We start from the raw sequence: 23197 nt of genomic DNA on the forward strand, positions 1-23197 counted from the left end.
CGGTGTTTAGTGAACAAGATAAGTCATATATGACGCGTGCAATTGAGTTAGCACAGCAAGGTCAATATACCACCACACCAAACCCAAATGTGGGATGTGTCATTGTAAAAAATGGTCGTATTGTTGGTGAAGGCTTTCACCAACAGGCTGGAGAAAGCCATGCTGAAGTTCATGCTCTTCGAGAAGCTGGCACTCAAGCGAGAGGTGCTACGGTTTACGTTACATTAGAACCTTGTAGCCACTTTGGGAAAACACCACCGTGCGCAAAAGGCTTGATTGATGCAGGTGTGAACAAAGTGATTGCAGCTATGGTGGATCCAAATCCACAGGTTGCCGGCCGTGGTTTAGCCATGCTAAAACAGGCGGGAGTTGAAACAGCGTTTGGGTTATTAGAGGAACAGGCTCGGGCCTTAAATGATGGCTTTCTTAAGCGAATGGAATTTGGACTCCCATTTGTAAGTTGTAAGCTGGCAGCGTCAGTGGATGGAAAAACCGCGTTGAGTAATGGTCAAAGTAAGTGGATAACTTCTTCAGCTGCACGAAGAGATGTACAAATATTTAGGGCCCGAAGTTGTGCTGTCCTTACGGGGGCCGACACCGTTTTAGTTGACGATGCAAAAATGAATGTACGTGAAAGTGAGTGTGATATTTCTCTTCCTGAAGGTAAGCAATTACGTCAGCCTACCAGAGTCATATTTGATTCACAAAATAGACTCTCACCAAACTTACCTTTGTTTAAAATTGATTCCCCCGTTATTATTTTAAGAACCAGTCTTGATAATTCGCATGACTGGCCGCACTTTGTAGAACAAGTGGTTGTTCCTGATAGCAAACTAAAAATTAATTGTCATGCGGCATTGGCTTTGCTCGCTCAACGCGGTATTAATCGAGTATGGCTTGAAGCTGGGGCAACTTTGGCTGGTGTTTTTCATCAACAAACACTAATAGATGAATTTGTTATTTATCTCGCCCCTAAAATAATTGGCCATGATGGACGTGGGTTGTTTAACACACAAACAATAGCATGCATGAATGATATAGCGACACTTAATTTTACGAGTGTTGAACGCATAGATGAAGACGTTCGTTTAATATTAAGACCAAGCTGATAGAGGCATTATGTTTACAGGTATAATTGAAGCAACCGGCACGCTCACTGAGTTGTCAGCCAACCACGGTGATTTAACTGTTCGAGTAAAAAGTGACACGTTAGAGATGAATGATGTGAAGCTTGGAGACAGCATCGCAACCAATGGTGTGTGCCTGACTGTTATTGAAAAGTATAGTGATGGTTTTAAAGCTGACCTATCAAATGAGACTTTACAACTGACATTGTTTGCACAGTATAAAGTGGGTCAAAAAGTGAATTTAGAGAAGGCCTTGCAACCGATATCGCGACTTGGAGGGCATTTAGTGTCAGGTCATGTTGATGGTGTAGCCACGATTGAAAGTGTAACGTCAAATGCACGAGCGACAGAGTATTGGTTAGCAGTACCAGATGACCTAATGAAATATATTCCTTATAAAGGCTCAGTTGCAATTGATGGTATAAGCTTGACAGTCAATGAGATAAAAGAAAACAAATTTAAACTGACAATCGTACCCCATACGGCACAAGAAACCACCATTGTAGACTTTCAAGTTGGCTCAAAGGTTAATTTAGAAGTCGATCAAATTTCTCGTTATTTAGAGCGTTTGATACAAGGGGCGCAAATGCCAGCGAAAGAATCAACTCTCACAACGAATTTGTTAGCCAAAGCGGGCTTTATAAAGTAACCCGATAGCAAATCAAAATAGACAGGTAAATTATGAATTTAAATAGTGCGCAAGAGATCATTGATGATATAAAAGCCGGTAAAATGGTTATTTTAATGGATGATGAAGACCGCGAAAACGAAGGGGATTTAATTGTGGCAGCTGAACACATTTCGGCTGATACAATTAACTTTATGGCCACTCATGGTCGTGGGCTTATTTGTCTAACAATGACTCAAGAGCGTTGTCAGCAATTAGACTTACCATTGATGGTTCGCAATAATGGTGCACAGTTTTCAACTAACTTTACCATGTCTATAGAAGCTGCGAAGGGCGTAACAACAGGCATATCTGCTGCTGACCGAGCGCGGACTGTGCAAGCTGCGGTAGCCAAAGGTGCCGTACCGCAAGATATTGTACAACCAGGCCACATTTTTCCAATTATGGCACAAGCTGGTGGTGTCTTGACTCGGGCAGGTCATACCGAGGCGGGGTGTGACTTAGCGCGCTTGGCTGGTTTGGAGCCTTCATCTGTTATCGTTGAAATATTGAATGCCGACGGCACGATGGCACGTCGTCCACAGCTTGAGGTTTTTGCAAAGGAGCACGGGATAAAAATTGGCACTATTGCTGACCTCATTGAATATAGAAATCTCAATGAAACAACGATAGAAAAAGTCGCTGAATGTAAATTACCAACTGAGTTTGGTGAATTTAACTTAGTAACTTATAAAGATACAATTGATAGTCAGCTGCATTATGTGATGAAGCGCGGTGAAATCAGTACGAGTGAACCTACATTGGTGCGAGTACATTTACAAAGCACATTTAATGATGTGTTACTTTCCGACCGAGGTGCAGATCGTAGCTGGAGTTTGCACAGTGCAATGAAGCATATTAGTGAAAATAATGGCGTGCTTGTGATTCTAGGAAAACAAGAAGATCCAACTGACATTGAAGCGATGGTAAAAGCATTTTCTGCAGAAGATGCTGGCGAAAGTGTTAATCATCGTAAGTTTCAAGGTACATCTCGTACTGTTGGTGTTGGGTCGCAGATTTTGGCCGATTTAGGTATTCAAAAAATGCGTTTAATGAGTATGCCTAAAAAGTATCATGCGCTTTCTGGCTTTCATTTAGAAGTCGTAGAATACGTTGAACCCAAATAGCTACTGAGGCGCATATATTTGCGTGATTAAAGGTTGTTTGGGGAAAGCTAAAGTTGTGCTATTATGCGCACCAATTTGGCAATTGCTCATACCAAGCTACTCCTATGTAAGAGGGTAGGTGTGGTATTACACAAGATTAGGATCATCTAATGAATATTATTGAAGGTAACAAGTACGCGCCAGGCAAGAAATTTGCCATTGTCATATCACGTTTCAATGACTTCATCGGAAGCAGTTTACTCGACGGTGCTGTTGATGAGTTAAAACGCACAGGCGGTGTCAGTGATGATGATATTACTGTGGTATATGTTCCGGGTGCTGTAGAATTGCCTCTTGCTGCGAAACGTATTGCAATGAAGAAAGAGTTTGACGCAATAATTGCACTGGGTGTGATTATTCGTGGTGGTACGCCACACTTTGATTTGGTTGCAAATGAATCCAACAAAGGATTAGCAAGTGTTTCATTAGATTATGATATTCCAGTTGCATTTGGTGTTTTGACCACTGAAAGTATCGAGCAAGCTATTGAACGTGCGGGAACTAAGATGGGCAACAAAGGTGGCGAAGCTGCACTTGGTGCGCTAGAAATGGTTAACGTACTCGATAAAATTTAAGAGGATCCTCAGTGAAACCAGCAGCAAGACGTAAAGCGCGCGTATTAGCACTACAAGCCGTGTACTCATGGCAATTAAGTGGCAACCCAATTGGTGACATCGAGCAACAAATGTTGATTGAAAATGATGTTACGAAAGTGGATGTTGAGTATTTTAAAGACTTAGCGCGTGGCGTTGCAGTTAATCAAAAACAGCTTGATGAAATTGTTACTCCTCACTTATCTCGTCCATTTGATGATTTAGATATGGTAGAAAGAGCTGTACTTCGCGTGAGTGCATATGAACTTAAATTCCGCGAAGACGTTCCTTACAAAGTTGCTATCAATGAAGGTATTGAGTTAGCTAAAATATTTGGTGCAGAAGACAGTCATAAGTTTGTCAATGGAGTGCTAGATAAAGCGGTTAAAGATATCCGCAAGTAAGGGCAACAAAAAGGAGAGCCGGCGTTGGCCGGCTTTTTTGTGTATGAAGGAATTTGAATTAATCAATCGCTATTTCACTGGTCGAGGCGTTGCACGACGAGATGTAGATTTAGGGATTGGAGATGATTGTGCACTTGTTAACGTTCCTGAGCATTGTCAGTTAGCAATAACAACAGACACGCTTGTTGAGGGCGTTCACTTTTTTTCAGATATACCACCTCGGGCATTAGGTCACCGAGTTTTGGCTGTTAACCTAAGTGATTTAGCTGCAATGGGGGCAGAGCCAACTTGGGTGTCGTTAGGCTTAACATTACCCAATATTGACCCCAATTGGTTAGATGAGTTTACTGAAGGCATGCATGAGATAGCTGAATATTTTAATGTTCAGATTATCGGCGGAGATACGACTCAAGGGCCACTGACCATCACTATTTGTGCTAAGGGCATTGTACCGAAAGGAAAAGCTTTGACTCGTTCAGGTGCAAAGGTTGGTGATTGGATTTATGTCACAGGTTCTTTGGGTGATGCAGGGTTGGCCATTGAAAGCCGCAAAAATAGCTGGCAATTAGACGATGAGGCGTTTGCCTGTGCATTACAGCGCTTTCATTTTCCATCGCCACGTGTTGCAGCAGGACAAGCTTTACGAGGTATAGCTTCGTCTGCGATAGATATTTCGGATGGGTTACTTGCCGACTTGACGCATATATTGCGTCAATCAGGTGTTGCAGCTCAAATAAATGCAGATATGGTTCCGATGTCAGACGCGTTACGAAACAGCGTATCAGTAGAGCAATCTTTACAATTAGCACTGGCATATGGTGATGATTATGAGTTGCTGTTTACTGTTTCTGAAGGAAGTAAGCTTGCTATGGAGGCAAAGCTACGTCAGTACGGTGTTGAGCCGGTATGTATTGGCCAAATCCAAGCAGGAGATGGCAATATCGAATTATTATATGAAAACCACCCTTGGCCTTTTCCAAAGACTGGTTTTGAGCACTTTAGCTAGGAGAAGGTTTGGCTAAGCAGTTTAATTTAAAGCGACCTCACCAGTTTTTTGGTTTAGGGTTTGGCTTAGGGTTATCTCCTGTCGCACCTGGTACTGTTGGTACATTTGCGGCTTTACCCTTTATTTTTATTACTTACAGTTACCCACTGTGGTTGCAGTGTGTGTTTGCGATTGTGATTAGTGTTTTTGGCTTGTGGGCTTGTGGGCAAACGGCGAAAGACGTACAAGTACATGATCATCCAGCTATTGTATGGGATGAAGTCGCAGGGTTCTATATTACAATGTTAGGTGCGGCATTAAGTTGGCAAACTTTACTTGCTGGGTTTCTGTTGTTCCGTTTCTTTGATATTGTAAAACCTGGGCCGATTAAATTATTAGACAAGCGCTTAAAAGGCGGCTGGGGAATAATGGCGGATGATATTTTAGCAGGTGTTTTTTCATTGATTTGTTTACAGGCTTTGCTGAAAACGGGTGTTTTAGCGGGCTAATTTAGGCTGATATTTGTGACTAAGAAAAGAACGTTAGTAACGACTTGTTTGTTTTTTATTTTGGGGGTGGTTTTATTTGCAAACACCGCTTCTGCAGCAATCAATGATTACGTTGTAAAACAATGGAATTTACAAAACGGTTTACCGTCACAATCTATCGCCAGTATTGTGCAAGATAATAATGGGTATATTTGGCTGGGTACGCAGTTTGGCTTAAGTCGTTTTGATGGGCATAAGTTCACCAATTTAACTACTCAGAACAGCGCTTTTTTACAATCGAATGCCATTCATAAGTTGATTATTGATAAGTACGGCATGTTATGGATAGGCACTCGTCGTGGCTTACATCGATTAAACCCTCAAACATTAGAAGCACAAAGCTTTAATATTCAAGGACCAGTTCGTGATTTACTACAAGATCACGATGGCGGTATCTGGATTGCGTCAAATGGTTTGTATTACGTCTCTGCTGAGAAGTTGTCTGAAAAAAATGTGAAGCGCGAGGCATTAAGTCTGACGCCTAGAAAGATCAATCAAATTGTTGGTTCAGTAACACGCATGGCACTTTCATCTGATGGTATTTGGTTGGTCAATGAGCACCATTTATTGAAGATTAAAGAATCAAGGTCGGTCAGTAACACGGAGTTTCGCTTAGAACTTGCAAGTAAGTTGTCTTTACCTCGACAGTTGGCACAAACCATTATCCATGATTTATCGTGGATAGATGGTCGACTTTACCTCGCATCCGAATTAGGTGCTTACTTCCTTGATATCGATGAAGTGATAAGACGGTACGATGAAATTGGTAATACGGCCGTATACAAGTTTCAAGGTGATGAAGATGGGGGGTTTTGGGTATCTACATCAAATGAGTTGATGTATAGGGAGTCCAATGGTAATTGGCAATCAGTTAAACCCACTCAATCAGATCAAAATATATGGTTTTCAGATATTTTTAAAGATCGTGAAGATAATATTTGGTTGGGTAGCTTAAATGAAGGCTTGTGGTTTGCGCATTCAGGCAAAGTAGAGAGGCACCAAGTTGGACCTTTAAGTAACCAAGGTGTTACTGCAATAACTCAAGCTGAAGATGAGTCTGTTTGGGTTTCTAGTCGATTGGGCATAGGTGTGTTGAGTGATGGAGATACATATCGGCAAGTTTTGTCTATGCAGCAGTTGCAACGGCGCCAAGTTTTTGATTTGGAGTTTCAAGGAAGTCGCCTATATTTAGGTACAGAAAAGGGGGTATTACTTTACGAACAAGGTAAGATATATACTCTGCCATTCATTGAGTTAAGAGATAATCCCGTTTTCTCAATTAGTACATCAAATAAAGGGGGTTTGTGGCTCGGTACTGGTCGTGGACTATATCGATTAGATTACGCAGGCTTAACGCCATTCGCATACAACTCCTTCCTAGGTAGTCAATACATTACATTCGTTTTAGATTTACCGAACTTTGGCTTCATTGGCACAAATAAAGGTGCTTACCAATACAATGAACGCGGTATTGAAAAGCTGGGGGGACATACCTCTCTTGATGTCGCTTATGTTACGAGTATTTTACATCTTGACGGTATCTCTACGCTTATAGGCTCACGAAGCCATGGGTTGTTTTATAAGACTGATGAGGGTCTTTGGCACCAACTAGATGCGTCAAACGGATTGCCTTATGGTTCAATTAACTCTCTTTACTATGATAAACAGTTTGAGCAAATTTGGGTGAGTACAAAAAAGGGCGTGTATAGAATGCCTGCACCGCAATTTAAGAAGAACATCGATAATTTGAGAGTAGAGCAAGTCATTAGCCAATTTGACCGTCAGTTAGATGGTAAAGCGAGTCAATGTTGCTCTGGCTTTGGCCATGATGCGGTTATGGAAACGCAAAGTGCAATTTGGTACCCGAGTTCTCAGGGGATTGTGGAGATACCAAAAGACGTTAAGTTGTTTGGGGCTGATGAATTAAAACCCAAAATAGAAGCGCTTTATACACAAGAAAGGCGGATTTCGAGTTCTGAACTGATGGCACCTATTTTGTTAGGTAACGGGGAACGCGATATTACGGTTCAATACACCGCGATTGATTTTTATGCACCTAAAAGTATCGAGTTCAGATACCGTTTATCGAGTAAAGAAAAAGGTGAGTGGCGCGATGCTCCAGAAGGTCAAGAAGCCATTTATACCAACTTACCACCTGGGGAGTATATCTTTGAACTCGAGGTTAAGCGTCGAGGGGAGGACTGGTCTAAAGCGAGAGCAAAACATGTCGCGATTTCATTACCGAGACGTTTTGATGAAACTATTTATTTTCGTCTCGTGATCACATGTGGTTTTATTTTCTTGTTTTACCTTATTTTTTGGGTATTTAGAGCACAGGAAAGGCGTAAGCAAATGGCATTAGAAAACTTAGTGGCTGATCGTACTACCGAATTAAGAAAAGCCAATGAAAAACTAAACCAAGTTAATACCCAGTTAAAGCTAGTGAGCCATACCGATGAATTAACAGGGTTGCGTAGCCGCCGCTTTTTGTTCGACCAATTGCCGAAAGATGTGGAGCATTATCAGCGAAATGCACAATCGTTACAGCAGCAAAATAAACGATTGGTATTAATGATTTTGAATATTGATAGCTTTAGTAAGATTAATGATACACATGGTCCAATTGGTGGAGATAGTTGCCTTCAGCAATTAGCTACATTGTTAAATATGCGCACACAAGGCTCTGATTATGTCGCGCGTTGGAGTGGTGATGAGTTTTTGTTGTTACTACGAGATTTTAAACGTGACGAAGTGGTAGATTACGTTGGGGACTTGTGTAAGGCCGTGGCAGATTTTGAGTTTAATCTACCGAATGGTAAATCGATGAAAATGACGGTGTCTATGGGTTGGTCTTTCTACCCATTACCATTGCTTGGTGGTCAGGTGATTGGTTGGGAGGCATCCGTGAACCTTGCTGATATTGCGTTACACCAAGTAAAACATCGAGGCGGAGATGGCGCTGCAACGATTATTTTCGATGAACAACTAGATGCATTCGAGTTCGAGCAAAGCAGTAATATTGAATCACAATTGCAAACATTACAGGAAAATGGTTTGGCTGAAGTGAAAGTATGGATGCGATGAACAGAACTGCTAATTACGCTACTTTCTGCATAACCATTGATAATACATCACCCAGTCAGCTATGAAGGAATAGAGCGGGTATTTAAATGTAGCAGGTGTGTTTTTCTCAAATACAACATGACCAAACCATGCAAACCCGTAACCTGTAATGGGTATGAAAATAAGAGTGCTTGCAGATTGCATTAAGCATGATGTAATGATGAGTCCGATAACGCATGTACAACCAATATAATGCATCCCTCGGCATGCAGGTTGACGATGTTCACGTAAATAAAACACATAAAAATCAGAGAATGAGTTGAATGAGGGGGTCTTTTTAGTCATTAAGTTAATTCTCTGTTCGATAAAAAAGGAGCTATACGCTCCTTTTTTTACTTAACAAGTGTATTGATGGTATGCAGTATCCCTTGCGCTGATAAGCCCATCTCATCGTGAATTTCATCTTGTGTCCCATGTTTGATAAATTCATCAGGAATACCCAGATGGTTAATTTTTGTTACTACCCCAATACTGGAAAAGAACTCACTGACTGCGCTACCAGCACCACCGCATATTGCGTTATCTTCAATCGTGATAAAGTGATTGTGAGATTGTGATAGCTCAGTTAGAAGTTGCGTATCAAGTGGTTTAATAAAGCGCATATCAATCAAAGTAGCATCATGTTGATCAGCAGCCAGCTGTGCATTTTCAAGTAATGTACCAAAGTTAAGAATAGCCACTTTATTACCATCTCGAATGCGCTTTGCTTTACCTAGTTCCAATGCCTGCATTTGCATTTGAATTTCCGCAGTGCCTGCACTGCCTCTTGGATAGCGCACTGCAACAGGTTGGTTACATTGAAACCCTGTATAGAGCATTTTCCGACATTCGTTGGTATCACTGGGTGCCATAATAACCATATTTGGAATACAGCGCATAAAGCTTAGATCGTAGGCACCTTGGTGTGTTTCGCCATCAGCTCCCACAATACCAGCCCTGTCAATAGCAAATAGCACGGGTAGGTTTTGTAATGCGACATCATGAATTAACTGATCGTAAGCTCGCTGTAAAAAGCTAGAATAAATTGCGACAACAGGCTTTAAGCCTTCACATGCAAAACCCGCTGCGAGTGTAACTGCATGCTGTTCAGCAATCGCAACATCAAAGTATTGCTGCGGATACTGTTTTGAAAACTGCACCATGCCTGAGCCTTCTCGCATCGCAGGGGTGATTGCCATCAACCTAGGATCTTGTTCAGCCATATCACATAACCATTGACCGAATACTTTCGAGAATGTAGCCGCGGCTGGTTTAGATTTAGGCAAGCTATGGATGGTAGGATCAAATTTTGGTACGGCATGATAGCCAATTGGATCGGCCTCAGCAGGTTCATAACCTTTTCCTTTTTGTGTTTTAATATGAAGTATCTGAGGCCCTTTTAGGTTGCGCATATTACGCAATGTATCGACAAGCATGTTGACATCATGACCATCAATTGGCCCTATGTAATTGAGGCCTAATTCCTCAAAGAACGTGCCTGGGATCACCATCCCTTTTAGGTGTTCTTCTACTTTGCTTGCCAGCTCTTTAACAGGGGGGACGCCAGACAATAATTTTTTACTGCCCTCGCGGATATTCGTATAAAAACTGCCAGAGAGTATTTTCGCAAAGTGATTGGTTAATGCACCGACATTTTCAGAAATAGACATTTCGTTGTCATTTAATATGATCAACATGTCTGATTTTATATCTCCAGCATGATTCATTGCTTCAAATGCCATGCCTGCGGTAATTGCACCATCACCAATTACAGCCACAGTTTTACGACCTTTGCCTTCTTTTTTAGCTGCAATTGACATTCCCAATGCTGCTGAAATAGACGTACTAGAATGACCAACACTGAACGTATCGTATTGGCTTTCTTCCCGGTAAGGAAAAGGGTGCAGACCTTCTTTCTGTCTAATAGTATGAATTTGATCGCGTCGGCCGGTTAAAATTTTATGAGGGTAGGCTTGATGACCAACATCCCAGATCAGTCGGTCTTCAGGTGTATTATAGACATAATGAAGTGCGACAGTGAGTTCCACGGTCCCTAAGCCAGATGCAAAATGGCCACTACTTTGCGAAACTGAGTTAAGCAGATAATCCCTCAACTCATTACTAAAAGAGGGTAATTTATGTTGCGGTAACTGGCGCAGTTGCTCAGGCTCTTCTGCTAAAGCCAATAAAGGGTACTTGCTACTATCAAATATCATTGTATTTATATATGTCCTACTCAAACCTTGCGTAATTATATACAAAGCCAGTGGTTAATTTTATCTATTTATGCAACTTCGTCATTAATACGTCATGAATTGACGTTAATGATCGCGTTCAACTATGTATTTTGCTAATTGTGCGAGCAACTCTGTATCTGCATTAATATGATTGAGCTTTTCTATTGCTTGTGTTGTTAGAGCTTGCGCTTTTTGTTTTGCTCCAGGCATACCAAGTATTGCAGGATAAGTAGACTTATTATTGCCTATATCAGAACCTTGTGGTTTACCGAGCGTATAGGTGTCACCTTCAATATCTAAGATGTCGTCTTGAACTTGAAATGCGAGCCCGATATTCTGTCCATACTGCTGTAATGTTGTAAAGTCAGTCTCATTCATATTTGGAGAACAAAGTGCACCTAATTCAATTGCACAGGTCAACAAAGCCCCAGTTTTTAAGCGGTGAATTTTTTCTAACTCGTCAAGGCTAACAACTTTATCAGTTGCGGCAATGTCTAATGCTTGACCGCCGACCATTCCTTGTAATCCAGCAGCTTTTGATAGTACTTGAATCATGCGTAATTGACGAGATTCAGGTATAGCAAAGCGGTGCTCTGCAATTAACTCAAATGCGAGGCTTTGCAGCGCATCGCCGGCTAAAATAGCTTGTGCCTCATTAAACTGTATATGGCATGTGGGTTTTCCGCGTCGTAAGTCATCGTCATCCATTGCGGGAAGGTCATCGTGAACGAGGGAGTAACTATGAATACATTCAATAGCAGCTGCAATAACATCGAGATCTTCAATACGAGCGCCGAGTATATTACCTGTTGCATACACTAAAAATGGCCTTAAACGCTTACCGCCATTATTGATACTGTAAAATGTTGCGGCCTTGACTGTTTCATCGGTGATTAAATCTTGCTTAAAGTAATTACCGATAAACTGACTAACTCGCTGTTGAGCATTGCTTATTTCTATTTTTAAATTCACAACTTAATCCGTACTGCCTGTGAATGGTATTGTATCGCTTTGCGTGTCACTACCCATAAGGATGGCTACTTTTTGTTCTGCTGTGTGTAACTTCTGATTTGATGCATTAGCCAGTAAAATACCTCTTTCAAATTGTTTCAATGACTGCTCCAAAGTCAGCTCACCTTGTTCCATTGCACTCACAATGCTTTCTAGCTCGTGTATCGCTTCTTCAAAGCTGAGGTTTTCTGGTTTCTTTACAGCCATGGTCACGTCTCTTTATTGGGCTTATTGGATAAAAGAGCTCAATTTTAGGGGCAATAGCGTACTAGGTCAAAGATAAGCGTATTTTTTTACGCTAAACTGTGAGGTAGATACTCATACGCCTTTGTTCGCAATTTTTCGGGTTTTTAATATAATTGGGTTAAGATATTCAGTAGCTTGCCGATAAACAACAAGGCTGGTACTTTCTCTTTATAAGAGGATGTGTCGCATAGGCACCTTATTAGGTTACAGCGCATAGCAGTCAGAATTAGAAAAATAGTAGATAAGACTCTCTGGAGGGGATGTGGATTTAGCAACAGTAATAGGTATATTGGGCGCGATTGGCTTGATTGCCATGTCTATGTTTATGAGTAGTGACGGTGAAGTCGCTATGTTTGCTGACTCCGCCTCAGCCGTTATTGTATTTGGTGGCTCACTTTTTATCGTTTTGTCTAACTTCACAATGCCGCAATTTTTCGGTATTGGCAAAGTGATGGGAAAGGCGTTCATGTTTAAGATTGAAACGCCAGAAGAGCTAATAGAAAAAGCTGTAGAACTTGCGGATTCAGCGCGAAAAGGTGGTTTTTTAGCCTTAGAAGAAGCTGAAATACCGAATGCATTTATGCGTAAAGGAGTTGACATGTTAGTCGATGGCCACGACGCAGATGTAGTAAGAGCGACACTACAAAAAGATATTTCCTTAACGTCTTCTCGCCATGAACAAGGTGCGTCATTATTTAAATCTTTGGCTGATATTGCACCTGCAATGGGGATGATTGGTACATTGATTGGCTTAGTTGCGATGTTATCTAACATGGATGACCCTAAAGCCATCGGTCCTGCAATGGCAGTTGCTTTGTTGACGACCCTTTATGGTGCTTTTTTGGCGAACGTTGTGGCGATCCCGATTCAGGTAAAGTTGGAATTGCGAAAGGATGAAGAGGAGCAAAACCAACGACTAATATTGGACGCGATTCTCGGAATTCAGGATGGCCAAAACCCTAAGGTAATAGAAGGGATTTTGAAAAATTATTTGGCTGAATCAAAACGCGGCACTGATAAAGAGGAGTAAGCATGTCTGACGAGCAAGAGTGTAAATGTCCCCCTCCAGGCTTACCGGCTTGGATGGGCACCTTTGCAGATCTGATGTCACTACTTATGTGCTTCTTTGTGCTGTTACTTGCTTTTTCCGAAATGGATGTACTGAAGTTTAAACAAATTGCGGGTTCAATGAAGTTTGCATTTGGTGTGCAGAATAAAATAGAGGTTAAGGATATCCCTAAGGGGACCAGCGTAATTGCAATGGAGTTTACCCCTGGTAAGCCTGAGCCTACGCCAATCGAGACAATTCAGCAGCAAACCGTGGAAATGACGCAGCAAATGTTAGAGTTTCAGGCTGGCGATGAAAGTTCTGCTGGCGGGCGACAGGAGCAAAGAGGTAACAAGCGAGGCGGCGAGTCACAAAGTACCTCACAAGAACAATCTATGCAGCAGGCAGTCTCTTCAGCAGACCAAGAACAAGTCGATGAGTTAGTTAAAAAAATAGCCCAGCAATTGGAAAAACAAATCATGGATGGTGCAATTGAACTCGAATCTTTGGGGCAGCAAATCATCATTCGTATTCAAGAGAATGGCTCCTTTCCATCAGGCAGTGCATTTTTACAACCAAAGTTTAAACCAGTAATACAAGATATTGCGGAATTACTGAAGGATGTACCCGGTGAAATAACGGTATCTGGACATACCGATGATTTTCAAGTGACCAACGAGCTTTACAGTAATAATTGGGATTTATCAGCAACCAGAGCGGTTGCGGTCGCAACTGAAATGGTGAAAGCGAGAGGTTTTGATAAAAACCGGTTGGTGGTTGTAGGTCACGCAGACACAAGACCAATGGTACCCAACGAAAATGATACAGACAGAAGACGCAATAGAAGAGTCGAAATATCAATCTTACAAGGGAAGGCTAAAGAGTCGGAGCCTATTGAAGTGAGAGAAAACTAAGCAAAACTTGATTGTGATAACAAATTGGGCTACTTTACGAAAGCTCAACTCAAATAAGGAGAAACTAATGTCAATTAAAAATTCATATGTGTATTTACCAGGTGGTAACGGTGAAGGCACAGACCCAAAAGATTAGCCGGAGCGCTTAATATTGCAATACTATGGTTAACTCAATGCTTCCTGATAATATAGATGCAATTCTCTTACTGATAAGAGATCATGCAATGGCAATTACGTTTATTGCTGTTGCAATTTTCACTATTTTAGGTGATAGACAGGCGCTGCGTTATGCTGGCTTATGTGCAATATTTTATGTGATGGGATATTTTCTTTATGACTTTTTCCTAAAAGTTGATGGGGGTCAGTATATATTCCGCTATATTGTATGGGCGTTAAACGACATCGTATTCATGGCCATTTTGGCTTACTGGGCGATAAAAGATAAAGTGTATATTTGGCAAAGTGTTATTGCCCAGCTGGTTATTTTACCGGCGCCTTTATTACAATTGTTTCGCTTAATAGATCGTCATATGTTAGATCTAACGTATTCAGAGTATCTATATCGAACTATTTTACCACTGGTAAACATCACTATCGTATTATTGTGCTTTGCCCCTTTGGTGATGCTACTCAACCGAAACACTATGGTAGAAAAACACACTTAAGTTTTAGCCATCAATTGATGGCTAAACTTACCCCAACGATGGAATTGCACCAAACATTTGTAGTGTTTGAGCTGATATAATGGTTAAACCACACAGTGCAGCGATGACCAATCCGATATTACCACCTTTCACTTGATAGCCATTACGAATTACGCTGTCTTTACGTTGCGTCCAAACCATCATCACAGGCAAAAATATTGCTAACACTACTAGGGCAATTGCGGCATAGCCTAGCGCCATTATGAACCCCTGTGGATAAAATAGCGCAAACCCAAGCGGTGGTAGAAACGTGATTAAAGCGGTTTTTACTCTGTCTTTTTTGGTGTTTCCTTTCTTAAAAGCGTCCGCAAAAAAATCAAATAACCCTAAACTGACACCAAGGAAAGAGGTCGCAAGAGCCAAATCTGCAAAAAGGGTAACGAAAGTGGACACACTAGGGCTATGTGCTATCTCAGCAATGTTTTGGACAAAGCCTTGAAGACCTTGACTACTTAATAAGTTTGATTGGCTCATGACACCTTGGCTGAGTAATTGCCAGCCGATATAAATAACCAATGGTAATGAAGCCCCAAACATCATTACACGACGTAAAGACTTTATATCTAGGCCTACGTATTTAACGATTGATGGGATAGAACCATGAAAACCGAATGATGTAAATACGACAGGAATAGCGCTAATGATAAGCCCTTGCTCTATTGGCATATCTAACAGGTGAGCGCCTTGTACATATGGAGTTAAGACAAAAAAGAGACAGGCAAGTACAATGATTTTGACTGTAAACAAAAGGCGATTTAATTTATCAACAGTACTGGTTCCAGCTGTGACAATAATAGCAATGGTAATGGCCAGCATAATTGAGCCGACTTGTGGAGCAACGTTGATATTAAGCAGCTCACTGAGCTTACTTTGCAATTGCGCTCCCCCACCGGCAATATAAGCTGCACACAAGGCATAAAATAAGAATACCATGGAGAAGTTCGCAATATACTGGCCTTTTTTTCCTAAGATAGACTTTGCTAAGGTATTTAAAGTTGAATCTACATTCGCGTATTGATGGAGTTCTAGCATCAATAATGCGGTATACGTCATAAGCAGCCATGAAAGTACTAATAGAATCAGTGCAGTACTAAACCCGAGTCCAGCTGAAGCTATGGGAAGTGCGAGCATTCCTGCGCCAATGGTTGTACCTGCGACGATCAGCATACTCCCGATAGTTTTATTTTTAAGCACACATTGCCCTTTTGTTTGTGAGAGACACAGGAAGATATAACGCAAACAAACAAAATGAAATAGCTTTATGACAAATCAATGTTAAAGATTGTAACTTATGTTGTACATTAGTATGGGGGAGGTGGTTTTATTCAATTTAAATCAATGCGTTGCCAGTTTCATTGTTACTGTATCGACGTTAATACACCTCTACAGAAGGCAGCAAGTACAAAAACGCGGTCGGTGCCACGCTTTTGTACTGTTTATATACGGGTTACTTCACTTCTTTACCCGCGGCTTGTTGATCTGCGTGGTAGCTAGATCTAACAAAGGGTCCTGATGCTGCATGGACGAATCCAATTTCATCGGCATACTCTTTTAGTGCGTCAAACTCAGCAGGTGGCACGTAGCGTTTAACAGGTAAATGGTGTTTTGAAGGTTGTAAGTACTGACCAACGGTAAGCATGTCTACGTTATGCTCTCTTAGATCGCGTAATACTTCTTCAATTTCTGAAATTTCTTCACCTAACCCAACCATCAGGCCTGATTTAGTCTTAACCTCAGGGTGTGCTTCTTTAAAGCGGCGTAGCAATTCGAGCGACCATTTATAATCAGCGCCTGGGCGGGCTAACTTATACAACCTAGGGGCAGTTTCTAGGTTATGGTTGAAAACGTCTGGCGGTGTTTGGGAAAGGATCTCTAACGCTTTTTCCATACGACCTCTGAAATCAGGCACTAGAATTTCAATAGTGATATTGGGGCTGTGCTTTCTAATTTCTTTAATACAGTCGGCAAAGTGCTGAGCCCCTCCGTCGCGCAAATCATCACGGTCGACTGAGGTGATCACGACATAACTCAACTTCATGTCTTTTATCGTAAGAGCGAGCTTCTCTGGTTCGGCTGCATCTGGTTTAAGCGGGCGGCCATGAGCAACATCACAAAATGGGCAGCGGCGAGTACAAATCGCACCAAGGATCATGAATGTGGCGGTACCGTGATTGAAACATTCGGATAGATTAGGACATGATGCTTCTTCACACACAGAGTGTAAACCGTGTTTACGCATTGCTTGTTTGATGCCATCAATACGCTCACTTGATTTTGGTAAGCGGATTTTTAACCATTCAGGTTTACGGAGCATTTCCTCTCGTTCAGTAGGCAGTACTTTTACTGGGATAAGTGCCATTTTTTCGGCGTCACGAAGCTTTACCCCTGGCTCCATTTTTACTGGTTTACTCATTCGTTTTCAAACCCTTCAATTTGCTCAACATGTTCAGCTTTTAAGCGTTGTAACATGTGCTTTACTAGTCCATCTGATACATCACTCATATTTGATGGGCCATTTAAATCACTCGTTTGAATCATATCCATACCGGCATAGCCACATGGATTAATACGTAAGAATGGACCCATGTCCATATTAACGTTCAGTGCTAATCCATGAAACGAACAGCCACGACGGACTCTTAACCCCAAGGAAGCTATTTTACTATTATTAACGTAAACACCGGGTGCATCTGCTTTTGCATAGGCTTTAATGTTTATCTCTGCTAAATAGTCGACGATGCTTTCTTCTAACCAAGTTACCAGCTCACGAACACCAATATTTAAGCGGCGTAAGTTTAATAGCACATACATCATTTGTTGACCAGGTCCGTGATAAGTGACTTGGCCACCCCTGTCGACTTTTATTACAGGAATATCACCGGTGCAAAGTAAGTGTTCTTTCTTACCAGCTTGACCTTGAGTGAATACGGGCTCGTGTTCTACCAGCCATATTTCATCTGCGGTATTGTCGTCTCTGGTATCAGTAAAAGACTGCATTTTATGCCAGATTGGCTCGTAATTGCGACGGCCAAGTTGACGAACAATCACTGAATTATGCTTCATGTTGCTCTCTACTATTTACAGCACGTAACGGACATCATCTAAACCGCCTACATCAGTATAAATCTGCTCAATATGCTCCTTGGAACCTACGGTAGCGACGACGGTGATCGACTCATAGGTCCCTTTACTGCTCGGCTTGACCTTGGGTGAGTAGTCCCCTGGTACAATCGCTTGTAATTTGGCTATCACTTGGTCAGTTAGGTTTACGTTTGCAAGACCCATGATTTTGAAAGTAAACGGACATGGGAATTCTAAAAATTCATCAAACTTAGTATCTTTTACAGGTTTTACCACGACGGTATCCTCACTACTTTATGTTTAGGTGAGCGAATTGCATTGCTCTTGGCGCATCATGCTCAGTAATGGCGGCATTCTATCATTTTTGAGGTAAAAAAAAACGCCCCAAAGAGGAGCGTTGTATGAATACATTTTAAACTATTGCATGATCTGTAAACGTAAGTAGTCGTAGACCTTACTGAAAAAGCTACCTTCTTCAATTTCTTCTAGCGTAACTAGTGGATATTTAGCAATTTCTTCGCCTTCAAGCTGTAAATATAAAGTGCCCACTTTAGAGCCTTTTGTTAATGGCGCTTCTAGCGTGTTATCAAGTTCAAAATTGGCTTTTAAGTTTTTACGCTGTCCTCTAGGGATAGTAATTGGTGTATCTTCAAGAATGCCTAAAGATACAGTTTCTTTATTTCCCATCCAGATACGCTGTTCTGCAAAGCTATCACCTGCTTTATACGGTGTGATTGTTTCAAAAAATCTGAATCCGTAGTTGAGTAACTTTCTGCTTTCCACCATACGTGCACGTTCGCTTGTGGTGCCCATTACCACAGACACCAAGCGCATGTCATCTTTGGTTGCAGAGGTCACAAGGCTATACCCAGCTTCTGAAGTATGGCCCGTTTTTATACCATCAACATTTAAGCTCGCATCCCATAATAGAGAATTACGGTTATACTGTTTAATTCCATTAAAAGTGAAAGACTTTTCTTTATATAGAGCATACTCTTCAGGCACATCACGGATCAGCGCTACCCCTAATGTTGCCATATCTCGCGGCGTTGTATAATGCTGATCAGTATCTAAACCATGGCTATTGATAAAATGGGTATTGGTCATACCCAGTTTTTCAGAATGTGCATTCATGAGATCTGCAAACGCATCTTCACTGCCAGCGATGTGCTCAGCCATCGCTACGCACGCATCATTACCGGATTGAATAATGATCCCTTTATTAAGGTCGTCAACGCTGACTTGCTTTCCGACTTCAATAAACATTTTAGACGATTCTGGAAAGTTTTTAGCCCACGCTTTTTCGCTGATGGTTACCATATCTGTCGGTGCAATATTACCAGATACAATTTCGGTTCCGATAACATAGCTAGTCATCATTTTCGTTAAGCTTGCGGGTGCTAGTTTAGTATCAGCTTCACCTGAGGCAATAATTTTACCGGTAGTAAAATCGACCAAGAAATACCCTTTGGCATTAATTTGAGGAACTGATGGAATAATTTGTGCGTTTGCTGCAAATAAGGATACAGAGCACACAAGGCCACACAATTTAGTAATAAGTTTTGGTTTTAATAAAGTCATTATGCTCGCAGTTTTATTTAAATTTAATCAGCGTTAACGGTATATTCTAAAGTTGATGCTCACTATAAAGCAAGAAGGCATGTTTATATTTACCTTTTCGTAGCTTATCAAGCACGGCTTGTGCTGTTTTGTCATCAAGAATAGGTCCTAACCGCAGTTTGTACAGCCCTTTTTCAGAATGAATCGGGGTTTGTAATTGAAATCTACTTTGTAATGTCGCTGACAGACTTTTTAAGTGATCTAAGTTGCTGCCAGCGGCGACTTGAATGTAAGTTAATCTAGGCGCACTTCTGTCAATGGTAATGGCTTCTACCTTAACTTTGGCTGTACCATTTAGGTGATACCCTAATTTATAAGCAGCTGCGTAAGATAAGTCAATTAGCCTATCATCATGAAAAGGCCCTCTATCATTGACTCTCACAATCGCTGTTCGGCCATTATCGGTGTTTGTGACTTTTACGAAGCTTGGTAAAGGTAAAGTCTTATGTGCTGCACTCATATCAAACATATTAAAAATTTCGCCGTTTGAGGTGTGATAGCCATGAAACTTTCGACCATACCAAGATGCAACCCCTATTTCGGTATAACCTTTTTCGTCAGACATCGGTGTGTAACGTTTGCCTTGTATGGTATAAGGTCGACCCGTACTGACACTCTTAGGTTCATTAGTCACCTGGGCATCGTGCATCTCTAATTCTGTTGGCACCCTGAGAGGCGCCTTATCTTGTGTAATATGGTAGCGAGTACTACACGCACTGAGCAGTACTAATAGACTTAGGCGTAAAATATTAGTAAAAACACGATTCATGATTTGAGTAACATTCTTTTATCTGTGGCGATTGCCATGATTATACCAAACCCTGCCATTAAGGTGACCATGGATGTCCCACCATAACTAATTAATGGCAGAGGAACACCAACCACAGGCAATAAGCCAGATACCATGCCTATATTTACAAAAATATACACAAAAAATGTCATAGTTAGTGCGCCAGCGAGTAACTTACTGAATGCATCTTGGGCGTTTACCGCGATGTATAAACCACGACCAATGATAAATAAGTACACACTAAGTAATAATATGACTCCCAATAGGCCAAATTCCTCGCTGAGCACTGAAAAAATAAAGTCAGTATGGCGCTCGGGCAAAAACTCTAACTGCGACTGTGTTCCATGTAACCAGCCTTTACCTTCAATTCCGCCCGACCCAATGGCGATTTTTGACTGGATGATGTGATATCCTGCGCCGAGTGGATCGCTTTCAGGGTTAAATAATGTGAGTACTCGCTGCTTTTGATATGCATGCATTCCGTAGCTCCAAAATGCAAAACCCGCAGGGCCCATTAGAAGCGCGGCAAAGCCAATCAGTCGCCAGCTTAACCCAGATAAAAAGAGTACAAATATACCTGAGCTAGCAATCAATATAGAAGTCCCTAAATCTGGTTGCTCTTTAATCAAAATGGTCGGTACCATCACAATGGTAAAACCAATAAATAGATTCAATATCGAAGGTGGTAGGCGGTGTTGCCCAATGTACCAAGCCACCATCATCGGCACTGCAATTTTCATAATTTCAGCGGGTTGAAAGCGAGTGATCCCCACATCTAACCAACGCTGTGCACCTTTGCTACTGACACCAACAAATAAAACTGCAACGAGCATACCTAAACCAACAATATACATTGGGATCACAATACGCTTTAGCGTATTAGGAGAGAGTTGAGCCATAAACAGCAATGCGATGACTGCGCTCGCCATACGCGTTGCATGACGTGTCATCATATTAATGTCTTGACCGCTAGCGCTATATACAACTGTTAAACTGCCTAACATCATTATTATCAACGCAAATAAAAGAGGGAGGTCGATGTGGACTTTTTGCCAAAATGTGCGTTTATAGTTTAGAGGTATCATTAACAGTATTTTCCAAGGGGTAGGCTGAAAAGTAATAATCCATTAATTGGCGTGCGACGGGGGCTGCAACAGAACTACCAGCTCCTTGGTTTTCGACGACAACAGCGACGACGATACGTGGGTCATTATAAGGAGCAAAGCCCGTATAAATAGCGTTGTCACGATGACGTTCATTGAGTTTAGAGGCATCATACTTTTCGCCTTGTGCAATACTGACAACTTGCGCAGTACCCGTTTTTCCTGCAGGATCGTAGCTTACCCCTTTGAAAGCTTTGTGCGCTGTGCCTGTGGTTTTAGCTACGGTGTTATGCATGGCTTTCAATGCGATGCGCCAATTGTCTGGATTTTGTAATTGTACTGGCGCCTTCTCTTCTGTAAATAGCTGATTTATAACATTATCCTGCTTTGTTACTTGAACCAAGTGAGGTTGGTGATGTGCACCACGATTAACTAAAATAGTGAGAGCATTAGCTATCTGTATTGGTGTTGCGGTCCAATAGCCCTGGCCAATCCCAACCGAAATCGTGTCACCTGGCCACCAGTTTTCTTTGAATCGCTCTTTTTTCCACTCTACAGTAGGCATTATCGCCGTCGTTTCTTCGTGAATATCTATTCCAGATAAATCTCCAAATCCAAATTGCGACATGAAGTTACTGATTTTGGTGATCCCAGCTCGGTATGCAATGCGGTAATAATATGTATCACATGACTCTTCAATAGCACGATAAACATCTACATGGCCGTGACCCCAACGTTTCCAATCACGCCACTTGTGGTCGACATTTGGTATTTGAAAAAAGCCAGGGTCCCAGACTTGTGTTTGCTCCGTGACAATCCCTTCTTCTAAACCTAATATCGCAAGGTGTGGCTTTACGGTAGATGCTGGCGCGTAACTTCCTTGGGTCGTTCGATTTATCAAAGGTCGATCTTGATTGAGCAGCTTTTTATAATTAGCACCACTTATTCCATGTACAAATAAGTTTGGGTCATAACTTGGGTTAGAATAAAGCGCGAGGATCCCACCATCTTTCGGATCCATAACAACGACGGCTCCTCGCGCATCTTTCAATGCATGTTGGGCAATTTGTTGTAATCCGATATCAAGTGTTAAAACTAAGTCTTTACCAGGGGTTGGTGCTTCCATATTTAAGGTGCGAATAACACGACCTCGATTATTGACTTCTACACGCTGAGAACCAACAGTCCCATGCAGCTGTTGTTCATAAAATTTTTCAATCCCACGTTTGCCTATATCATGTGTTGCACGGTAGTTCGTTGCTTGATTAGCGGATTTTAGCTCACTTAGCTCGTCTTTATTAAGTTTGGCGACGTAGCCTAAGGCATGCGTTAATGTATCTCCAAAAGGGTAGTGTCGAGCGAGTCTTGCTTCAATACTAAATCCTGGAAATTTATGTTGATTAACAGAGAAAACAGCGACTTCTTGCTCATTCAGTCGAGCTTTGAGTATCTGGCTTTTGAAACGGCGTTGTTTGCGGATATCTTTTAAAAAGTCGGATTGTTGTGTGTCAGTTATTTCCAGAAGCTGTGCTAATTCGGTTAAGCTTTTTTCAAGGTCATGAACATCTTCAGGCACAACCTCCAAATTGTACACCGGGCGATTTTCAGCGAGAAGAACACCATTTCTATCGTAGATTAACCCTCTATTTGGCGCTACAGGTATAAGCTTAATTCGGTTATCATTAGAGCGAGTTTGATATGTCTCATAGTCTTTTACCTGTAAATGGTAAATATTCATGATTAACATACCAATGAGTAATACAACAAAAATAAAGCCAACAAAAGCACGGCGAGCAAACAGGTTTGCTTCAGCTGAATGATCGCGAATAGTTGACCGTTTTTTTAACATAA

At 41.5% G+C, this 23197-nt stretch carries 23 protein-coding genes; 11 read left to right on the forward strand and 12 right to left on the reverse strand.

The window, feature by feature from the left end; all coding sequences use genetic code 11:
- The first annotated feature begins 2 nt into the window (after positions 1-2).
- From ribD to J8L98_RS08250, 8 genes are all read left to right on the forward strand, one after another.
- The gene (ribD, locus tag J8L98_RS08215) at positions 3-1109 is read left to right on the forward strand and encodes a bifunctional diaminohydroxyphosphoribosylaminopyrimidine deaminase/5-amino-6-(5-phosphoribosylamino)uracil reductase RibD (RefSeq protein WP_348771896.1); all 1107 of its coding nucleotides are present in this window, start codon (positions 3-5) and stop codon (positions 1107-1109) included.
- 10 nt (positions 1110-1119) lie between these two features.
- Complete coding sequence (locus J8L98_RS08220) at positions 1120-1776, forward strand: riboflavin synthase (RefSeq protein WP_210996045.1); 657 nt, start codon at positions 1120-1122, stop codon at positions 1774-1776.
- A 32-nt stretch (positions 1777-1808) separates the two neighbouring features.
- Positions 1809-2921: a bifunctional 3,4-dihydroxy-2-butanone-4-phosphate synthase/GTP cyclohydrolase II gene (gene ribBA / locus J8L98_RS08225; protein ID WP_210996046.1), complete on the forward strand. Its 1113-nt coding sequence runs from the start codon at positions 1809-1811 to the stop codon at positions 2919-2921.
- Between the two features lie 149 nt (positions 2922-3070).
- A complete protein-coding gene (ribE, locus tag J8L98_RS08230; RefSeq protein ID WP_192506655.1) occupies positions 3071-3535 on the forward strand; it encodes a 6,7-dimethyl-8-ribityllumazine synthase in 465 nt (154 codons plus the stop codon).
- An 11-nt stretch (positions 3536-3546) separates the two neighbouring features.
- Positions 3547-3957, forward strand: coding sequence for a transcription antitermination factor NusB (nusB, locus tag J8L98_RS08235; RefSeq protein ID WP_010362354.1), 411 nt, complete (start codon positions 3547-3549; stop codon positions 3955-3957).
- 43 nt (positions 3958-4000) lie between these two features.
- Positions 4001-4963 carry a thiamine-phosphate kinase gene (thiL, locus tag J8L98_RS08240; RefSeq protein WP_210996047.1) on the forward strand — a complete coding sequence of 321 codons (963 nt, stop codon included), beginning with the start codon at positions 4001-4003 and terminating at the stop codon, positions 4961-4963.
- An 8-nt stretch (positions 4964-4971) separates the two neighbouring features.
- On the forward strand, positions 4972-5451 hold the full coding sequence (locus J8L98_RS08245) for a phosphatidylglycerophosphatase A (RefSeq protein WP_192506657.1): 480 nt from the start codon (positions 4972-4974) through the stop codon (positions 5449-5451).
- A 48-nt stretch (positions 5452-5499) separates the two neighbouring features.
- Positions 5500-8574, forward strand: a complete 3075-nt coding sequence (locus J8L98_RS08250; RefSeq protein WP_247682483.1) for a ligand-binding sensor domain-containing diguanylate cyclase — start codon at positions 5500-5502, stop codon at positions 8572-8574.
- A gap of 18 nt (positions 8575-8592) precedes the next feature.
- On the opposite strand, the gene J8L98_RS08255 is transcribed toward J8L98_RS08250, so the two are convergent.
- The 4 genes from J8L98_RS08255 to J8L98_RS08270 all read right to left on the reverse strand — a co-directional run bounded on the left by J8L98_RS08255 (position 8593) and on the right by J8L98_RS08270 (position 12047).
- Complete coding sequence (locus tag J8L98_RS08255; protein ID WP_210996049.1) at positions 8593-8898, reverse strand: DUF962 domain-containing protein; 306 nt, start codon at positions 8896-8898, stop codon at positions 8593-8595.
- A 47-nt stretch (positions 8899-8945) separates the two neighbouring features.
- Positions 8946-10808, reverse strand: a complete 1863-nt coding sequence (dxs, locus tag J8L98_RS08260; RefSeq protein WP_210996050.1) for a 1-deoxy-D-xylulose-5-phosphate synthase — start codon at positions 10806-10808, stop codon at positions 8946-8948.
- A 105-nt stretch (positions 10809-10913) separates the two neighbouring features.
- On the reverse strand, positions 10914-11801 hold the full coding sequence (gene ispA, locus J8L98_RS08265) for a (2E,6E)-farnesyl diphosphate synthase (protein ID WP_210996051.1): 888 nt from the start codon (positions 11799-11801) through the stop codon (positions 10914-10916).
- Positions 11802-11804: 3 nt separating this feature from the next.
- Positions 11805-12047 carry an exodeoxyribonuclease VII small subunit gene (locus J8L98_RS08270; protein WP_192506662.1) on the reverse strand — a complete coding sequence of 81 codons (243 nt, stop codon included), beginning with the start codon at positions 12045-12047 and terminating at the stop codon, positions 11805-11807.
- 301 nt (positions 12048-12348) lie between these two features.
- Here J8L98_RS08270 and pomA point away from each other — a divergent pair, with 301 nt between their 5' ends.
- From pomA to J8L98_RS08285, 3 genes are all read left to right on the forward strand, one after another.
- Complete coding sequence (pomA, locus tag J8L98_RS08275; protein WP_192506663.1) at positions 12349-13116, forward strand: flagellar motor protein PomA; 768 nt, start codon at positions 12349-12351, stop codon at positions 13114-13116.
- Between the two features lie 2 nt (positions 13117-13118).
- Positions 13119-14048, forward strand: a complete 930-nt coding sequence (locus J8L98_RS08280; protein ID WP_210996052.1) for a flagellar motor protein MotB — start codon at positions 13119-13121, stop codon at positions 14046-14048.
- 173 nt (positions 14049-14221) lie between these two features.
- Positions 14222-14713, forward strand: a complete 492-nt coding sequence (locus J8L98_RS08285) for a hypothetical protein (RefSeq protein ID WP_247682477.1) — start codon at positions 14222-14224, stop codon at positions 14711-14713.
- 27 nt (positions 14714-14740) lie between these two features.
- Here J8L98_RS08285 and J8L98_RS08290 read toward each other — a convergent pair whose 3' ends face one another.
- The 8 genes from J8L98_RS08290 to mrdA form a co-directional block, all read right to left on the reverse strand.
- Positions 14741-15946 (reverse strand): aromatic amino acid transport family protein, encoded by a 1206-nt coding sequence (locus J8L98_RS08290; RefSeq protein ID WP_210996054.1) that lies wholly within the window; start codon positions 15944-15946, stop codon positions 14741-14743.
- Positions 15947-16199: 253 nt separating this feature from the next.
- Complete coding sequence (gene lipA, locus J8L98_RS08295) at positions 16200-17165, reverse strand: lipoyl synthase (RefSeq protein WP_192506667.1); 966 nt, start codon at positions 17163-17165, stop codon at positions 16200-16202.
- On the reverse strand, positions 17162-17815 hold the full coding sequence (lipB, locus tag J8L98_RS08300) for a lipoyl(octanoyl) transferase LipB (protein ID WP_210996055.1): 654 nt from the start codon (positions 17813-17815) through the stop codon (positions 17162-17164). Before lipB ends, lipA begins: the two co-directional genes overlap by 4 nt.
- Before the next feature lie 15 nt (positions 17816-17830).
- Complete coding sequence (ybeD, locus tag J8L98_RS08305; RefSeq protein ID WP_192506669.1) at positions 17831-18109, reverse strand: DUF493 family protein YbeD; 279 nt, start codon at positions 18107-18109, stop codon at positions 17831-17833.
- Between the two features lie 141 nt (positions 18110-18250).
- Positions 18251-19414, reverse strand: coding sequence for a serine hydrolase (locus J8L98_RS08310; protein ID WP_210996056.1), 1164 nt, complete (start codon positions 19412-19414; stop codon positions 18251-18253).
- Between the two features lie 46 nt (positions 19415-19460).
- Complete coding sequence (locus tag J8L98_RS08315) at positions 19461-20222, reverse strand: septal ring lytic transglycosylase RlpA family protein (RefSeq protein WP_210996057.1); 762 nt, start codon at positions 20220-20222, stop codon at positions 19461-19463.
- Positions 20219-21328: a rod shape-determining protein RodA gene (gene rodA / locus J8L98_RS08320; RefSeq protein WP_192506672.1), complete on the reverse strand. Its 1110-nt coding sequence runs from the start codon at positions 21326-21328 to the stop codon at positions 20219-20221. The genes J8L98_RS08315 and rodA overlap by 4 nt, the downstream gene beginning before the upstream one ends.
- Positions 21309-23195: a penicillin-binding protein 2 gene (mrdA, locus tag J8L98_RS08325; protein WP_192506673.1), complete on the reverse strand. Its 1887-nt coding sequence runs from the start codon at positions 23193-23195 to the stop codon at positions 21309-21311. The genes rodA and mrdA overlap by 20 nt, the downstream gene beginning before the upstream one ends.
- Positions 23196-23197: the final 2 nt, after the last annotated feature.

The organism is Pseudoalteromonas sp. MMG013 (genome assembly GCF_018100885.1).
Taxonomy (GTDB): domain Bacteria; phylum Pseudomonadota; class Gammaproteobacteria; order Enterobacterales; family Alteromonadaceae; genus Pseudoalteromonas; species Pseudoalteromonas aurantia.

Bases quoted from the DNA above. Each gene is read 5' to 3' on its own strand.
- J8L98_RS08315 (WP_210996057.1), bottom strand. From the start codon at position 20,222: ATGAATCGTGTTTTTACTAATATTTTACGCCTAAGTCTATTAGTACTG.
- mrdA (WP_192506673.1), bottom strand. From the start codon at position 23,195: ATGTTAAAAAAACGGTCAACTATTCGCGATCATTCAGCTGAAGCAAAC.
- rodA (WP_192506672.1), bottom strand. From the start codon at position 21,328: ATGATACCTCTAAACTATAAACGCACATTTTGGCAAAAAGTCCACATC.
- J8L98_RS08280 (WP_210996052.1), top strand. From the start codon at position 13,119: ATGTCTGACGAGCAAGAGTGTAAATGTCCCCCTCCAGGCTTACCGGCT.
- ribE (WP_192506655.1), top strand. From the start codon at position 3,071: ATGAATATTATTGAAGGTAACAAGTACGCGCCAGGCAAGAAATTTGCC.
- J8L98_RS08220 (WP_210996045.1), top strand. From the start codon at position 1,120: ATGTTTACAGGTATAATTGAAGCAACCGGCACGCTCACTGAGTTGTCA.
- J8L98_RS08270 (WP_192506662.1), bottom strand. From the start codon at position 12,047: ATGGCTGTAAAGAAACCAGAAAACCTCAGCTTTGAAGAAGCGATACAC.
- ribBA (WP_210996046.1), top strand. From the start codon at position 1,809: ATGAATTTAAATAGTGCGCAAGAGATCATTGATGATATAAAAGCCGGT.
- J8L98_RS08285 (WP_247682477.1), top strand. From the start codon at position 14,222: ATGCTTCCTGATAATATAGATGCAATTCTCTTACTGATAAGAGATCAT.
- J8L98_RS08255 (WP_210996049.1), bottom strand. From the start codon at position 8,898: ATGACTAAAAAGACCCCCTCATTCAACTCATTCTCTGATTTTTATGTG.
- lipA (WP_192506667.1), bottom strand. From the start codon at position 17,165: ATGAGTAAACCAGTAAAAATGGAGCCAGGGGTAAAGCTTCGTGACGCC.
- thiL (WP_210996047.1), top strand. From the start codon at position 4,001: ATGAAGGAATTTGAATTAATCAATCGCTATTTCACTGGTCGAGGCGTT.
- J8L98_RS08310 (WP_210996056.1), bottom strand. From the start codon at position 19,414: ATGACTTTATTAAAACCAAAACTTATTACTAAATTGTGTGGCCTTGTG.
- dxs (WP_210996050.1), bottom strand. From the start codon at position 10,808: ATGATATTTGATAGTAGCAAGTACCCTTTATTGGCTTTAGCAGAAGAG.
- lipB (WP_210996055.1), bottom strand. From the start codon at position 17,815: ATGAAGCATAATTCAGTGATTGTTCGTCAACTTGGCCGTCGCAATTAC.